Source organism: Nonomuraea composti, assembly GCF_012034275.1.
Taxonomy (GTDB): domain Bacteria; phylum Actinomycetota; class Actinomycetes; order Streptosporangiales; family Streptosporangiaceae; genus Nonomuraea; species Nonomuraea composti.
Genome location: NZ_JAATEP010000010.1, coordinates 105,026 through 120,561, shown reverse-complemented (window position 1 = coordinate 120,561; position 15,536 = coordinate 105,026). Strand labels below are relative to the sequence as shown.

The window sequence follows — 15,536 nt, the reverse complement described above, 5'->3', positions numbered from 1 at the left end:
GTTCCCTCGTCCGGCGGCATACCGCTCAAGATAGCCAGGTGAGTGACGTCGTCCTGATCGAAGACGTGCACACTTGACCGTATCGCTGGTTACCTTTGAAGCGTGCGCGGTGATCTGCTTGACCTCATCTTGATCGGCCTCGTGATCGCCTTCGGCATCTCGGGTTACCGGCAGGGTTTCATCATCGGGGCGATGAGCTTCGTGGGGTTCGTGGGCGGCGCCGTGCTGGGCGTGTTCATCGCGCCTCCGGTCTCGAAGGCGGTCGTCGACGGTGACACGCCGCAGGCGTTGCTGGCCATCGTGATCGTGTTCCTGTCGGCGACCATCGGGCAGTTCGCGTCCTCGACGCTCGGCGCCGTCGTACGCAGCCACGTCACGTGGGAGCCGGCGAAGATGGCCGACGCGATCGGCGGCACGTTCGCGAGCGCGCTGTCGGTGCTGGTCATCGCGTGGCTGATCGGCTCGCTCATCGTCTCCACCGCGTTCAGCCCGCTCGTCGACCAGGTGAAGAACTCCGCGCTGCTCACCACCGTCGACGACGCCATCCCGCAGGCCGCGCGCAACTGGCAGCAGCCGTTCAAGAAGTTCATCGACCGCTCGGAGTTCCCGCCGGTCTTCGACGCGATCGGGGCGGGTGCGCTGATCGACGTGCAGCCGCCCGACCAGAGCGTGCTGCAGGGCGCCAAGCTGGGCCGGGCCCGCGAGGCGATCGTGAAGGTGCAGGGCGACGCCCAGAGCTGCAACAAGCACATCGAGGGCACCGGCTTCGTCTACGCGCGCGGCCGCATCATGACGAACGCGCACGTGGTCGCCGGCGTCACCCGCGACCTCCAGGTCATCGACCACAACGGCGACCGCCACGCGGCCACGGTCGTGCGCTACAACCCGCGCCGCGACATCGCCGTCCTCTACGTGCCGGGGCTCGACCTGCCGCAGCTCTCCTTCGACGGCGAGGGGCGCCGCGGCGACAACGCGATCATCGCCGGCTTCCCCAAGGGCAAGGGCTTCACCGCCGAGCCGGCCAGGATCGGCAGCCAGCTCGAGGCCGAGGGCCCCGACATCTACCGGGAGAACACGGTCCGGCGGAAGGTGTACGCGATCCGCGGCCAGGTGCTGCCGGGCAACTCCGGGGGGCCGCTGCTCACGGTCGACGGCCAGGTCTACGGCGTGATCTTCGCGGCCGCGATCAACGAGGAGCAGACCGGTTACGTGCTGACGGCCGAGGAGGTCGCCCCCGACGCCTCGGCGGGCCGCAACGACACGACGCCGGCCAGCACGCAGGAGTGCGACTGATCCACAGGGGCGGAGGTGACGCCGCGCCGCGCTCGGCTAGGCGGGGAGCTTGTCGAGGATCAGGGCGATGGCCTCGCCGGGGTCGGTGTCCTGGGTCAGCGACGAGGCCGCCTTGCCGACGGGGTCGTACGCGCCGCCGTACGACTGCGCCTTGGCCGCGCCCCGGCTGAAGAGCGTCATCGCGCCGCGCCCGTTGCCGCGCTGGAGGTGCGTCAGCCCGACGCAGATCTGCGCCAGCCCCTGCCACAGCTCCCGCTCCTCCTCGGGCGCGCACTTCCACCGCCCCTCGAACACCTCGTGCGCGTTGAACGGCAGCCCCTCTTCCAGGAAGCGCCGCCCGTCGGCCAGGGCCTGCTCGGTGGTGGGGGCGTAGTCGTCGGGCACCCTGGGCATGCCGGGGGACCCGTAGGGGAGGGGCCGGCCGTAGGCGTCGCGCGGCCGGGCGTTGCGCGGCCTGCCCTCGGGGTCGCGGTCTCTCATCGGTCGGGCTCCGGATCGTCCAGCCAGCCGAGCAGCTCGGTGTCGAACACGTCGGGAATCTCCTCGTGGGGGAAGTGGCCGGCCCCTTCGAACAGCCGCCACCGGTAAGGTGCCGCGACGTAGCGGCTCGAACCCTGCGCCGTGCGCGGCAGCACGCTGGGGTCGAGCGCCCCGTGCAGGTGCAGCGTGGGCGCCTCCACCTCGGTACGCATGAGCCGCGCGTACCGCCGCCCGTCGGGCCGCAGCTGGGAGCGGCCGAACCAGCGGTGGTACTCCAGCGCGCAGTGCGACACGGTCGGGATCCTGAACGCCTCCCGATACGTCCGCGCCTCCTCCTGCTCCGGCCAGCCGGGCCGCGACCGCTCCTCCAGCAGCCGCCCGACCAGCGCGGCGTCGTGCCGGGTGAGCCGCCGCTCGGGCAGCAGTGGGAGCTGGAAGCCGATCGTCCTGCGGCTGGCCCTGAGCTGCCCGAAGGGGTCGGTCAGCAGGGCGTTGCGCAGCCGCAGCGGGTGGGGCGCGGACACGGCGACGAGCCGGCGCACGCACTTGGGGTCTTGTACGGCCATCGTCCAGGCCAGCAGCCCGCCCCAGTCGTGCCCGACCACGACCGCCCCGGTCTCGCCGAGCGCCCTGATCAGCCCGGTCGCGTCGGCGGCCAGCGTGGGCAGGTCGTAGCCGCGCGGCGGCTTGTCGCTGCCGCCATAGCCGCGCAGGTCGGGCGCCACGGCGCGGAAGCCGGCCGCGGCCAGCGAGACGAGCTGGTGCCGCCACGTCCACCAGAACTGCGGGAAGCCGTGCAGCAGCAGGACCAGCGGGCCCTCGCCGGCCTCGACGACGTGGAAGCGGGTGCCGCCCGCGTGCACCGCGCGGTGCGTCCAGGGACCCTCGATGTGGACGACCGACTCGTCAGGAGCCATCGCGGGTCACCGGCTCGCGATCCGGGCCGAGCGCGGGCAGCGCCTGCCCGTCGGGCGTGGCGATCTCCTTGAGGTCCTTGATCGAGCGGGCCGTCCGCTTCATCCCGGCCAGCCCCTTGAGCCGGCGCACCCCGACGAGCACCGCGAGACCCGCCGCCACCAGGTAGACCACGGTGACGATGAGGAAGGCGAGCCAGTTGGGCATGACCTGGGCCAGCGCGTACGCGATCGTGAACGAGGCGAGGATCAGGCACAGGTGCGCCGCGAACGCGGCACCGGCGAACAGCCCGGCCGCCGTTCCGACCCGCTTGGCGTCGAACCTGAACTCGGTCTTGGCCAGCTCGATCTCCGAGCGGATCAGGTCCGAGATGTGACTGCTCGCCTGGGCGACCAGCGAGCCCAGGGATTCTTCCTCGGGAGTCTGCGGCATGAACGTCTCCTATCGAGGCCTGGTGGCCGTGTCAAACATCATCCAGCGCAATACGACGCTTGCGTACCCGTATCTTCAGCAGCACCGCCGCCAGGATCGACGCGATGACGCTGGCCGCGAGGATCCCGGTGGTGACGGCCTCGGCGCGCTGCCGATCGTCGCCGTACGCGAGGTCGCCGATCAGCAGTGACACCGTGAACCCGATCCCGGCCAGCAACGACACCGCCGCCATGTCCCGCCAGTGAAGCTCCTCCGACAGTCTCGCCAGGCCGAGCCGCACCGACAGCCAGGCACCACCGAACACGCCGAGGAACTTACCGAGTACGAGTCCCGCCATCACTCCCAGAACTACCCGATCGGCAAAGATAGCGCCGACACTCGATCCGTCCAGCTTCACCCCCGCCGACACGAACGCGAAGACGGGCACGGCCAGGCCCGCCGACACCGGCCGGAAGTAGTGGTCGGCCGCCTCGGCGGGGGAGCGCTGCTCGTGCGGGGCGGTCGTGACCCTGGTCATCAGGCCGAGCGCGACGCCCGCGACGGTGGCGTGCACGCCGCTGACCTCGACGCAGTACCAGGCGGCCACGGCGAGCGGCACGAGCGCCCAGGGGCTGGTGACCAGGCGGCGCTGGAGCAGCCCGTACGCGGCGACGAGCGCCGCCCCGAGCAGGAGCATGGGGACGTTCACGCGTTCGGTGTAGAAGACGGCGATGACCGCGATGGCGCCGAGGTCGTCCACGACGGCGCAGGTCAGCAGGAACGCGCGCAGCGCGGCGGGCATCGCGCCGGCGGTGACGGCGAGCACGGCGAGGGCGAAGGCGATGTCGGTGGCGGTCGGGATCGCCCACCCCCGGGATGCGTCCTGCGCCCCCCAGCTCACCAGCAGGAACACGATCGCGGGCATGACCATGCCGGCGAGGGAGGCGATGATGGGCAGGGCGGCCTTGCGCGGGTTCGACAGCTCGCCGTGGACGAACTCCTCCTTGACCTCCAGCCCCGCCACGAAGAAGAAGATCGTCAGCAGGCCGTGCTGGGCCCACTGGTACAGCTCCATGGGGCCGAGGGAGGCGTGGCGGAGCGCTTCGTAGCTGTCGTGGGAGACGTTCGCCCAGAGCAGGGCGACGATGGCGGCGACCAGCATGATGACGCCGCCGATCGTCTCCGTGCGCAGGGCCTCGGCGAGCGCGCGGGCATAGCGGGCGCCGGTGGGGAAGGGCCACTTCTCGGTACGCACGGATCTCCTTCGGCCGGTCGGCATGACGCTCTTGTCGCTTTCCTTGCTTCGCCGACCAGACTTCCCGGCACACCTGCCCACTAGCGTACCGATATAAGGCCGCATGCCCCGAAATGTCGGGACATGCGGCCTTGTGGGCTGTTTTAGTCCTCGGACTTCGCCGAGGGCAGCTTCTCTGAGATCAGGTTCATCACCGTGCTGTCGGCCAGCGTGGTGACGTCGCCGATGCTGCGGTTCTCGGCCACGTCGCGCAGCAGGCGGCGCATGATCTTGCCGGACCGGGTCTTGGGCAGCTCCGGCACCACCAGGATCTGGCGCGGCTTGGCGATCGGGCCGAGCGTCTTGGCCACATGGTTACGCAGCTCCGCCGCGATGTCCTCGCTCTCCTCCGCGGTGCCGCGCAGGATCACGAACGACACGATGGCCTGGCCGGTCACCGGGTCGGTCGCGCCCACCACCGCCGCCTCCGCCACCTTCGGGTGGCTGACCAGCGCGCTCTCCACCTCGGTCGTGGAGATGTTGTGGCCGGAGACCAGCATGACGTCGTCGACGCGGCCGAGCAGCCACAGGTCGCCGTCCTCGTCCTTCTTGGCGCCGTCGCCGGGGAAGTACATGCCCTCGAAACGGCTCCAGTAGGTGTCGATGTAGCGCTGGTCGTCACCCCAGATGGTGCGCAGCATGGACGGCCACGGCTCGCGGACGACGAGGAAGCCGCCCCCGCCGTTCGGGACGCTGTTGCCCTGGTCGTCCACGACGTCGGCCACCACGCCCGGCAGCGGGCGCATGGCCGCGCCCGGCTTGCCCGCCGTGACGCCGGGCAGCGGGCTGATCATGATGGCGCCGGTCTCGGTCTGCCACCAGGTGTCGACGACTGGGCAGCGCTCGCCGCCGATGTGCTCGCGGTACCAGACGTACGCCTCCGGGTTGATCGGCTCGCCGACCGAGCCCAGGATGCGCAGGCTGGACATGTCGTACTTGGCGGGGATGTCGTCGCCCCACTTCATGAACGTCCGGATCGCCGTCGGGGCGGTGTAGAGGATCGTGATCTTGTACTTCTGCACGATCTCCCAGAACCGGCCCCGGTGCGGGGTGTCGGGCGTGCCCTCGTAGATGACGCTGGTCGCGCCGTTGGCCAGGGGTCCGTACACGATGTAGGAGTGACCCGTCACCCAGCCGATGTCGGCGGTGCACCAGTAGATGTCGGTCTCGGGCTTGAGGTCGAAGACCGCGTGGTGCGTCCAGGCGGTCTGCGTCAGGTAGCCGCCCGTGGTGTGCAGGATGCCCTTCGGCCGGCCGGTGGTGCCGCTGGTGTAGAGGATGTACAGCGGGTCCTCGGCGTCGTGCGGCTCCGCGGTGTGCTGGTCGCTCTGACGCTCCACCAGGTCGTGCCACCACACGTCCTTGTCGCTCGTCGCGACCTCCTGGCCGGTACGCCGTACGACCAGGACGTGCTCCACCTGCGGGCACTCCGCGACGGCCTCGTCCACCGTCGGCTTGAGCGCGCTCGGCTTGCCCCTGCGGTAGCCGCCGTCGGCGGTGATGACCACCTTGGCGTCGGCGTCGTCGATCCGGCTCTTCAGCGCGCTCGCCGAGAACCCGCCGAACACCACCGAATGGATCGCCCCGATCCGGGCGCAGGCCAGCATCGCGACCGGCAGCTCGGGGATCATCGGCATGTAGATGGCGACCCGGTCGCCCTTGCCCACGCCCAGCTCCACCAGCGCGTTCGCGGCCTTGCTCACCTCGCGCTGCAGGTCGCTGTAGGTGATCGTGCGGGTGTCGCCCTCGGGCTCGCCCTCCCAGTAGTACGCGACCTTGTCGCCGCGCCCCTCCTCGACGTGACGGTCCACACAGTTGTAGGCGACGTTCAGCTCGCCGCCCACGAACCACTTCGCGAACGGCGCCTTCCACTCCAGCGTCGTGTCCCACCGCTTGGCCCAGGTCAGCCGCTCAGCCGCGCGCTCCCAGAAGGCGAGGCGGTCCGCGGCGGCCTCGTTGTACGCGGCTTCGGTCACGTTCGCGGCCGCCGCCAGGTCAGCCGGCGGTTCGAACCGGCGATTCTCCTTCAGCAGGTTGGACAGCGCCTGGGTCTCGTTACCAGCGGTCTCCGGGGCCACCTCGTGCTCCTTCTATGGCCAGATTGGTCAGGTTCGTGTCCCACTTCACCAGCTCATGACCGTCGTACACAAGAGGTCTAGACAGGTCTGTACCGAGTCCGTGGGGCCGGGCGATGATTATCAGCGTGCATTACAAATGCTATTGAAATGTTGTCATCCTGAAATCGTGAGAATACGCGAAGCGGGGAAGGGGTCCTGCTTTCTGGGTCCCCTCGGCGGCGGATTTATCGACGTACGAGGGCTTGGAGCGTTTCCGGCGGGGCGTACGAGAGCTTGGAGCCATTCCGGTGCGGCCCTCTCGGCTTCGCTCACTCTCCGCCATCTGTCACCCACCAAGCGTCAGCTTGGGTAGGTGCGGCACGCTCGTGCGCGGGGTGCGCCTGGTCGCGGAGGGGATCGTCCTGCTCGCGCGTGGGACGCGACCTCCTCCTCGGCCTCACATGCGAGATGCGTCGTCCTACTCGCGGGTAAGGTCAGGTCCTGTGAGTGACCCAGACCCGCTGGCCGTCATCGCCCAGCTCCCAGGAGTCCCGGAGGCGGTGGACGAGGCCAGGCAGGCCGTCGATCGGCTCTACCGCCACCGTGTCCTGCGCCGGGCCAGCCCCGCGGTGTCCACCGAGTCGTCCCTGCGCGGGGCGCGCGCCTCGGCCGCCATCGAGGGCGCGGACGTGCCCCTCGACGTCCTGCGCCGCGACGAGGCCCACGACCCGCTCGTCCAGGGGGCGCTGCGCGCGTCCGCCGAGATGGGCAGGCTGGGCTCGACCTGGAGGAAGGCGCCCAGGCAGGTGCTCGCCCGGCTGCACGCGGTCGCCGCCGCCGGCCTCGCCCCGCAGGAGGCGCTCGGCCGCCCCCGCACCACCGACGAGGCTCCCGACCCGCTCGCCCTCGGCCCGTCCCTGAGCGCCGCCGACACCGCGGCCCGCATGGAGGGCCTGCTCAGCCTGCTCTCGAACCCCACCAAGGCCCCCGCGATCGTGCTCGCCGCCGTGGTGCACGCCGAGCTGGCGGTGCTGCGGCCGTTCGGGACGGCCGACGGGATCGTGGCCCGTGCGGCCGGGCGGCTGACGCTCGTCGAGTACGGGCTCGACCCGAAGTCGCTGGTGGCGGTGGAGGTGGGGCACCTGGAGCTGCCGTACGCGGAGGCGCTGCGCGCCTACCTGGGGGGCTCACCGGAGGGCGTCGCCGCCTGGGTACAACACTGTGCCTCTGCGGTAACCCTGGGAGTTCGAGAGACGACCGCGATCTGTGAGGCCATGCAGCGCGGCTGACGCCTGGATGCGCGTTCGTGACATAGCTGACGGCGTCCCAGTCATGGAACGCCGTCTGCCGGTGCATCACGCCGGGTTACCAAGCGTGCACCTCAATCCGTCGGGGCGGGTCAAGCCCGTCACGACGCGCCTCCCGCGGCTGGTCGCGCGTGGGTGCCCGGCTGATGCACCCGGACAAGTGGTCCGTGTCCCCTTTCTACGACGGATCCGCCCTGATGGGAACCCCTCGGACCAAGACCTTTACCCATGCATGGCCCGGCCGCTCCCGCTCCGGCCCGCCCTGCCTCCCGCCGCCTCGGTTATCAACCTGTGACGATCACTCTCCGTGATCTCCTTTATGTGATCGTTATCGGGTGGCGAAAAAACTTGGCGAAAATGCGAGATTGCTGCTCGACGAAACTCGCGTCGATCGGGCAGCATACGGTGGTATCGCCCGAAACTGGAGCGCCCTCGTACGGGATTGCTTTGCAAGTCCCTTGCCAGGCTCCGGTCCAGTGATGAAAGCTTTCTTCTGAAACGGGACCGGCTCTACCCCCCCGGAGCCGGACCGATCAGGCGACCCCCGCTCTCCCCCCCGGCGGGGGTCGCCCCTTTTCCCGCCCCACCACCCGCTCCGCCTCAGGCACCCCGACCGACACCCGCTCTTCCCCCGCCGGCCTCGGGCTCCCGCTCAGCCTCATCGCAGCCTCAGGCCCGCCCGGAATCCATGCGCTCCCAGCCCGCCCGGCCGGCGGCGCGGAGCCTGTGCGCTCCCGGCCCGCCCGGAGCCCGTGTGTCCCGACCCGACCCCGCCTGGTCGCTGGCTTCTTCACCCAGGCCCCGGTCCCAGCCCAGGCCTCCCGGCATTGCCCCGGTGCGCGGGCAGCCAGCACTGCCCATGCGGACACCCCAGCCCAGGCCTCCACCTCCAGTCCCAGCGCCGGACACTCAGCCCAGCCCCAGTGCGCGCACTCAGCCGAGCCCCAGTGCCGGGCACCGCGGCCCGCCCCTCTTCCGGCCATCGACCCCCCACCCCCGGCTCCACGCGGGCCCCCGACCTCCCACCCCGCGACCCTCGCCCCGGCACTTCGCCTCTCGCCCTCTCGCCCTCCAGCTCTCGTCGGTTCCCTGCTGCAGCCGCCTTCACCGGGCGCCCCACCTTCCACTCCCTCAGCCAACGGCCATCACCACCTCGTCGCGCCTACCGGCTATGCGCGCCCCTGCGTCCGCGCTCGGCACCCGTACCCGCGCCTAACACCAGCACAGGCGCCCCTCAGACCAAGCAGGCCCACCAGCCCAAATCCGGCCCTGGGCGCAACACAGACCATCAGCCACGCCGCGTCATCCACAGCCCCGACCACACCAACCCCCCTCATCCCCAGAACCCCATTCGGCCGCCCCCTCCACCCCCACCTCCACCAAACTCGGCCTCCCACCAACCAACCCCGCCACCACCGGGAGGCCGACATGCACCGCCCCTTGGCCATCACCGAAGACCCCGCCCTCCTCGACGACCTGGTCCGCATAGCAGCCGCAGCCGGCGCCCAGCTCAACGTGGCCCCGACCCCCGCTCACGCCCGCCCGTTCTGGAACCTCGCCCCCCTGATCGCCATAGGCGCCGACCAGGCAGAGCCGGTGGCAGCCACCTCACCCCCACCCCGAGACCAGGTCCTCCTAGTGACCAGAGACACGGAGGACCCGGACACATGGCGAAAATGCGTAGCGGTAGGGGCTCAATCCCTCATGACCCTCCCCACCGACGAACGCCACCTGGTGGACAGATTCGCCGACGCCATGGACCCCGACCCCCGCTCAGGCGCCGTGATCTGCCTGGTAGGCGGCCGAGGGGGCGCGGGCGCGAGCGTCCTGGCGGCTTGCCTGGCCCTACGCGCGTCGACCGACCACCTCCGCACCCTCCTCGTGGACGCCGACCCGCTGGGCGGCGGCATAGACGCGCTGCTGGGCCACGAGGAGGCGACGGGCGCCCGCTGGGCGGACCTGGTGGCCAGGGAAGGCAGGATCAACTCCAGCGCGTTGCAGGCGGCCCTCCCGGCGTTCGGCGACCTGGCCGTCCTCTCCTTCCACAGAGGCGACGTCGACGCAATCCCCCCTCAAGCGATGCGTTCGGTGCTCGAAGCAGGCAGCCGCGGCTTCGACCTGGTGGTCGTGGACCTCCCCAGGCACCTCGACCCCTCCGCGACGGAGGCCCTGTCCAGAGCGAGATCCACTCTGCTGGTGGCCACCGCCGACGTTCGCGGCATTCTGTCGGCCGTCCAGGTCCTGGCCGAGCTGCGCGAGCACACGGCCGACATCCGGGCGATCCTCCGTCCCGGCATCCTGGACGACGACACGGCCATGACCGCTCTCGGCATCCCCTCGGCCGGCACCCTGCCCGACCAGCCCAGGCTCACGGCCACCCTCAACCGTGGGGAGCTCCCGAGGCTGGGCCCCCGCACCGTTCTGGGCGCCCTCTGCACGTCCCTCCTCCGAGACCTTCTGCCCCCCTCATGATCCAGCACCCGACCACCCCTAGCCCCCCGGAAGCGCCCGCCCGGCAACCGTTCCCCTCAAGCTCTCCCATCTCCCCAGAGCTGGTGGAGGCGGTACGCGTACGCCTGGCCAGAACGGGCACGGAGCCCACCGCCGCCCAGGTGGCCTTGGCCTTGAGGGCCGAGAAGTCCGTCTACGGCGACGCGGAGATCCTCGCGATCGCCCGCGCCCTGTGCGCCGACCTGATAGGCGCAGGTCCTCTGGAGCCTCTCCTGGCCCGCCCGGATGTGACGGACGTCCTGGTCAACGGCCCACGGGAGGTGTGGACAGACGACGGCGCCGGCCTGCACCGCACCCCGATCACCTTCTCTGACGACGGCTCCGTCCGCCGCCTGGCCCAGCGCCTCGCGACCGCGGCCGGCAGACGCCTCGACGACGCCTCCCCGTATGTGGACGCCCGCCTTCCCGGCGGCGTACGCCTCCACGCCGTGCTTCCCCCGGTCGCCTCCGGCGGCACCTGCATCTCTCTCCGCCTGCCACCCCGCCGCGCCTTCACCCTGAACGACCTCGTGACGGCGGGCACGATCACGCAGGCCGCGATCCCGGTGCTCACCGCCATGGTCACCTCCAGGCTCGCCTTCCTCGTCACGGGCGGCACAGGCACGGGCAAGACGACGCTCCTGTCCGCCCTCCTCTCCCTGGCCGACCCAACAGACCGCCTCCTCCTGGTCGAGGACTCAGCCGAGCTCCGCCCCCTCCACCCTCACGTGGTCCGCCTGGAAACCCGCCCGGCGAACCTGGAGGGCGCCGGCGGCGTAAGCCTGCGCGACCTCGTACGACAGGCACTCAGAATGCGCCCCGACCGCCTGGTGGTCGGAGAGGTGCGAGGCCCCGAAGTGGTCGACCTCTTGGCCGCCCTGAACACGGGCCACGAGGGCGGCTGCGGCACCCTCCACGCGAACACGGCCGCCGACGTCCCCCCACGCCTGGAGGCTCTGGGCTGCGCGGCCGGCCTCTCAAGGGAGGCGGTACACAGCCAACTCGCAGCAGCCCTCGACGCGGTCATCCACCTGACACGAGGCCGCCCCGACGGCCGAAGACGCATAGCCGAGATCTGCCTCCTCTCCAGAACGCCGACGGGCCTGGTCGAATCCATCCCGGCCCTGACCTTCGACCCCCAAGGCCACACCCACACGGGTCCCGGCTACGTAGCCCTGACCCGACGAACCCATCCCTGACACCCACCTGCCCAACCCGCGCGTTCAGCCAGCCCCGGCCCGCCAGTTCCGTCCGCGCGCCCGCAGCCGCCAACCAGCCCGCCCACCCGCCCGCAGGGAGATCCGAAAAGGAGAGGAGCACGATGACCAGCGCCGTGATAGCCGCACTGTCCACAGCCTGCGCCATATGGCTGTGGACAGGTCCCACCCCAGCCACAACCCGCCTGACCAAGCTGCTGCTCTCACCCACCCCCGGCCCACCCTCCTGGGCATCCCTGCTCAAACGGCTCACCCACGCCACCACGATCACCGGCACCATCACGGGCAGCGTCCCCGCCACCCCAGCCCGCCGCGCCGACGCCTGGCGCCGAGCGTCGATCGAGCTGTGCCAAGCCCTCGCGGCCGAGCTCTCTGCCGGCCGCACCGCGAGCGATTCCCTGACCAGAGCCATCGCAGCAGTGGACCTCCCCGACCCGGACCTCCTGCGCCCCGTCGTCGCGGCCGCAAGGGACGGCGGCGACGTGGCAGCGGCCCTGATCTCATCAGCCCCTCAGGAAGGAGGCGAAGGAATCCGCCAGCTGGCGGCATGCTGGGAGGTCAGCACCACGGCAGGCGCAGCCCTGGCCGCGTTGGTGGACCGGGTCGCGCACACGCTACGAGCCGCCCAGGCCCATCGCCAGGACGTCGCGGCACAGCTGGCAGGCCCCCGCACCACGGCCCGCATGCTGGCCGTCCTCCCGGCACTAGGCCTCCTCATGGCCGCAGCCCTGAACATGCACCCCCTGTCCTTCCTGCTCGGCACCTTCCCAGGCCTCATGTGCTTGATGACCGGCATCACCCTGGACGCCTGCGGCCTGTGGTGGACCAACCGCATGGCCACCCACGCCCAGACCTGACCGATCGGACCCCGATGTTCCAGCTTCTCTCGGCCATCTGCGCCACGTTGTCCGCCTGGCTCTGGCTCTCTCCCCGAACACCCGCCGACCGCCTGAGCAAGCTCCACCCCCCGAAAAGAACATCGACCTCCCTCCCAACAGCAAAACCCCACGAGACACCCCACCCCCCGCCAACCCCCCTCGACCTCCCACCCTGGCAACCCCCAACCCAGGCCTCTCCCCGCCCCAACTGGCTGACCCGCAGAACAGCCCTCCCCGCCACCTGCGTCGGCCTACTCTCCGCCGTCTTGATCGGAGGCCTTCCAGGAGTCCTGACAGCCCTCCTCATCACCCCCGCGACAGCCCTGTTCCTCCACAGAAGACAACCCTCGCAATCCCACCTCGATCGCCACCGCACAGCCGCCGACCTCCCCTTCGCCGCCGACCTGATGACCGCCTGCCTGCGAGCGGGCCGCCCAGTGGCCGCCGCCACCGAAACCACCGCCAAGGCGATAGGCGGCCCCGTGGGTGAACGCCTGACATGGGCCAGCACCCAGCTACGCCTGGGCGCCGACCCCGACCCCACGTGGGCCTCCCTCGCCAAGGACCCCGCGATGGGCCCGCTGGCGCGCGCCATGAGCCGGGCGACCCAGAGCGGCGCCCCCATGGCCGACGTCCTGACCCGCCTGTCCGACGACGCCAGAGACGCCTCGAGAGCCACGGCCGTAGCCGCAGCAAGAAGCGTCGGCGTCAAGGCAGTCGCCCCGTTGGGCCTGTGCTTCCTCCCGGCCTTCGTCCTCCTGGGCATCATCCCGGTAGTAGCCGGCCTAGCCTCATCGATCGTCCTCCCATAACCCGTCCGGCCACGCCAAGTCCACCGCGCACGCTCATCCCAGCACGCCACCCGCCACGCTTATCCCGGCATGCCCACAGGCCACGATCACCCCGCCACGCCCACTAGAGTCACCGCCGCAGTGACCCGGCCACGCCACCGGACCATGCATGCCACGTCCGGCCACGACGGCGCCGAGGCACGCCTCGCGGAGGGCGCCGCTTCAGGCCAACGTGGCCACCGCCACGCCAGACGACCTGCGCCAGGGGCCACCTCACGCCACATCAGGCCACCACGCCTGGACGCCGACCCGGCCCCTCCACAGCGGCACACCTTTCAGGCCCTCTTATCCACAGGCCGGCATCTACCTTCCTGCCCCATCCACAGAACGCCGTTCGGTCCACAACGCCCACCCCCGCCTCGGACACCCTTGAACTCGCGCCGGACAAGACCCCGGCCCCGCCAACTCCTGGAGGCAAGATGCACAGTCCCGCCATCACGCCAGACGACATCGCAGCCGTCCCAGCCAGCAACCCAACCGGCAACCCAACCGCCGATTCGGTTGCGCGCTCAGCCGGCGAGCCAGCCACTGATCAAGCCTTGAACGCAGCCGCCACCAAAACCCAGATCCTCGCTGCTGCCACAACCTTGAACCCAACCGTCAACCAGGCATTGAGCCGGCTCACCACGGGTAGCCCTCTGAGCTCGGCCGCCGGCCGGACCATCCCCTCCCCAGTCATCGATCGACGTCGCATCAGCAGCTCCCGCCCACGCACCCACAAGTGGCTCCACTACGCGGCAAGTCACCGAGAGCGCGGCATGTCCACCGCCGAATACGCCGTAGGAACGATCGCCGCCTGCGCCTTCGCCGCGCTCCTCTTCAAGGTGGTGAACAGCCCTGAGGTCCTGGAGATGCTGACCTCACTCATCAACCGAGCACTCAACACCGGGCAGGGATGACCCCGCGCCGTACGCGGACCTTCGAGAGCATCAAGCGGTCGGCATCGCGCGGCTCGGTGACGGCCGAGACCGCCGCGATGCTGCCCGCCCTCATGGTCGTCCTCGCCGCCGCACTCTGGGCGATCCAAGCCGTCGGCGTCCAGCTCGAATGCGTGGACGCCGCCCGGCTGGCCGCACGAGCCGCAGCCAGAGGCGAGCCGCTGGAGCAGGTCCGCGCCGTCACCCGAGCAGCCACCGACCCGAACGCTCAAGTAGCCATAACCCGAGACCCCGAACTCACAAAAGTGCAGATCACAGTCGAAGTACGCCCTTCCTGGGGCGAATCCCTGCCAACAGTCAGCGTTTCAGCCACAGCCACAGCAGCCACCGAAGAGTGACACCGCGCCCCGCTGGCAGTGACCCGACCCGCACGAGCACCAGGAGACGACCATGCACCCCAAAGACCGCGGCTCGGCCACTCTGTGGGGCGTCGCGCTCATGAGCCTGCTGATGGCGACCGCCACCGCATTCGCCACAGTGGGCTCCGTACGCGTGGCTCGCCACCGCGTCAACAGCGCCGCCGACCTCGGCGCCCTCGCAGCCGCCAAGCTCGCACTGATCGACCCCGAAGGGGCTTGTGACAGAGCATCCGAGTTGGCCGCAGCCAACGGCGTCAGGCTCGCCGACTGCCAGATAACGGACGACGTAGCCGACGTCTGGACCGAGTTGGCCGTCTCGCTGCCGTTATTAGGCACCCGCACCGTCCAGGGCAGGTCTCGCGCCGGCCCTTCGACATCGACGTCCAACTGACGATGTGAATGGGCGGACGTCGGCGGTCGTTGCAGGGGTGCTGCATCGTACGTCCCCGATGGGACCACCGTCCGGACAGGATTGCCGTCCCGACAAGATTGGCGTCCGGACAGGATTGCCGATTCGGCGGGATTGCAGTCCCGGCGCTGTGGCGAGATTGCCGTCCCCGTCTGGGTCGTCGTCCCGCCACAGCGTCGGCGAAGGTCCAAGCATCACCTTCACCTCGCACCAAGGGGGCGCCGGGCCACGGCCCGGATCGCGCAGGACGGGCAGGTGCCGCTCGTGGCACCCCTGGAGCTGACCGACCCCGGTAGGCAGCGCCCCATGGCGATGACGCGCGCAGTCACTTACCCGCGGGCGCCAGCTTGCCCCTCGCCGCCCACTCCCAGCAGTACGCCGTGCACCACGACCACGAACGAAAGGCCTGGTGACCTCCCTGATGTCATGCACGACACCGCGGTCGAATACCGCCGACAACCGTGGGGTGGCTGAGGTCTGTGAGGCAATGTCGCAATCGAGTCACGACTTCTTGGACGCGGTGTCCAAGAGTCGGATGTATCCCGTAAGGTTCCGCTTACCCTCGGTCCATGCCGTATGCGACGAGGAGCCTGGGAGAGCAGGAGCACAGTCGCTAGGGTGCGGATCCGGGGACGGT

Annotated in this window: 14 protein-coding genes; 9 read left to right on the top strand and 5 right to left on the bottom strand. The window is 70.3% G+C overall.

The annotated features are described in order from the left end of the window. Nucleotides 1-102 precede the first annotated feature (102 nt). The gene (locus HCN51_RS16525) at nucleotides 103-1,293 is read left to right on the top strand and encodes a MarP family serine protease (RefSeq protein WP_080043738.1); all 1,191 of its coding nucleotides are present in this window, start codon (nucleotides 103-105) and stop codon (nucleotides 1,291-1,293) included. Between the two features lie 36 nt (nucleotides 1,294-1,329). Here HCN51_RS16525 and HCN51_RS16520 read toward each other — a convergent pair whose 3' ends face one another. The 5 genes from HCN51_RS16520 to acs all read right to left on the bottom strand — a co-directional run bounded on the left by HCN51_RS16520 (nucleotide 1,330) and on the right by acs (nucleotide 6,471). Next, on the bottom strand, nucleotides 1,330-1,773 hold the full coding sequence (locus HCN51_RS16520; RefSeq protein ID WP_168010497.1) for a DUF309 domain-containing protein: 444 nt from the start codon (nucleotides 1,771-1,773) through the stop codon (nucleotides 1,330-1,332). Continuing rightward, the gene (locus HCN51_RS16515; RefSeq protein ID WP_168010496.1) at nucleotides 1,770-2,690 is read right to left on the bottom strand and encodes an alpha/beta fold hydrolase; all 921 of its coding nucleotides are present in this window, start codon (nucleotides 2,688-2,690) and stop codon (nucleotides 1,770-1,772) included. Before HCN51_RS16515 ends, HCN51_RS16520 begins: the two co-directional genes overlap by 4 nt. Further along, nucleotides 2,680-3,120: a phage holin family protein gene (locus HCN51_RS16510; protein WP_168010495.1), complete on the bottom strand. Its 441-nt coding sequence runs from the start codon at nucleotides 3,118-3,120 to the stop codon at nucleotides 2,680-2,682. Before HCN51_RS16510 ends, HCN51_RS16515 begins: the two co-directional genes overlap by 11 nt. Nucleotides 3,121-3,151: 31 nt before the next feature. Next, nucleotides 3,152-4,354, bottom strand: coding sequence for a Na+/H+ antiporter NhaA (nhaA, locus tag HCN51_RS16505; RefSeq protein WP_346433670.1), 1,203 nt, complete (start codon nucleotides 4,352-4,354; stop codon nucleotides 3,152-3,154). Between the two features lie 143 nt (nucleotides 4,355-4,497). Continuing rightward, complete coding sequence (gene acs, locus HCN51_RS16500) at nucleotides 4,498-6,471, bottom strand: acetate--CoA ligase (RefSeq protein ID WP_080043731.1); 1,974 nt, start codon at nucleotides 6,469-6,471, stop codon at nucleotides 4,498-4,500. 440 nt (nucleotides 6,472-6,911) lie between these two features. Between acs and HCN51_RS16495 the strand changes: the two genes are divergently transcribed. From HCN51_RS16495 to HCN51_RS16460, 8 genes are all read left to right on the top strand, one after another. After that, nucleotides 6,912-7,739 (top strand): Fic family protein, encoded by an 828-nt coding sequence (locus HCN51_RS16495; protein ID WP_168010493.1) that lies wholly within the window; start codon nucleotides 6,912-6,914, stop codon nucleotides 7,737-7,739. A 1,446-nt stretch (nucleotides 7,740-9,185) separates the two neighbouring features. Beyond that, nucleotides 9,186-10,229 (top strand): septum site-determining protein Ssd, encoded by a 1,044-nt coding sequence (ssd, locus tag HCN51_RS16490; protein ID WP_168010492.1) that lies wholly within the window; start codon nucleotides 9,186-9,188, stop codon nucleotides 10,227-10,229. A gap of 83 nt (nucleotides 10,230-10,312) precedes the next feature. Next, nucleotides 10,313-11,446 (top strand): TadA family conjugal transfer-associated ATPase, encoded by a 1,134-nt coding sequence (locus HCN51_RS16485; RefSeq protein WP_346433668.1) that lies wholly within the window; start codon nucleotides 10,313-10,315, stop codon nucleotides 11,444-11,446. A gap of 122 nt (nucleotides 11,447-11,568) precedes the next feature. Continuing rightward, entirely contained in the window at nucleotides 11,569-12,321 is a 753-nt protein-coding gene (locus HCN51_RS16480; protein WP_168010490.1) for a type II secretion system F family protein, read from the top strand. A 14-nt stretch (nucleotides 12,322-12,335) separates the two neighbouring features. Next, a complete protein-coding gene (locus tag HCN51_RS62275; RefSeq protein WP_168010489.1) occupies nucleotides 12,336-13,154 on the top strand; it encodes a type II secretion system F family protein in 819 nt (272 codons plus the stop codon). A gap of 458 nt (nucleotides 13,155-13,612) precedes the next feature. Then, on the top strand, nucleotides 13,613-14,092 hold the full coding sequence (locus HCN51_RS59430) for a DUF4244 domain-containing protein (RefSeq protein WP_240972897.1): 480 nt from the start codon (nucleotides 13,613-13,615) through the stop codon (nucleotides 14,090-14,092). Then, the gene (locus HCN51_RS16465) at nucleotides 14,089-14,469 is read left to right on the top strand and encodes a TadE family type IV pilus minor pilin (RefSeq protein ID WP_168010488.1); all 381 of its coding nucleotides are present in this window, start codon (nucleotides 14,089-14,091) and stop codon (nucleotides 14,467-14,469) included. The genes HCN51_RS59430 and HCN51_RS16465 overlap by 4 nt, the downstream gene beginning before the upstream one ends. A 52-nt stretch (nucleotides 14,470-14,521) precedes the next feature. After that, on the top strand, nucleotides 14,522-14,881 hold the full coding sequence (locus tag HCN51_RS16460) for an Rv3654c family TadE-like protein (RefSeq protein ID WP_168010487.1): 360 nt from the start codon (nucleotides 14,522-14,524) through the stop codon (nucleotides 14,879-14,881). Nucleotides 14,882-15,536: the final 655 nt, after the last annotated feature.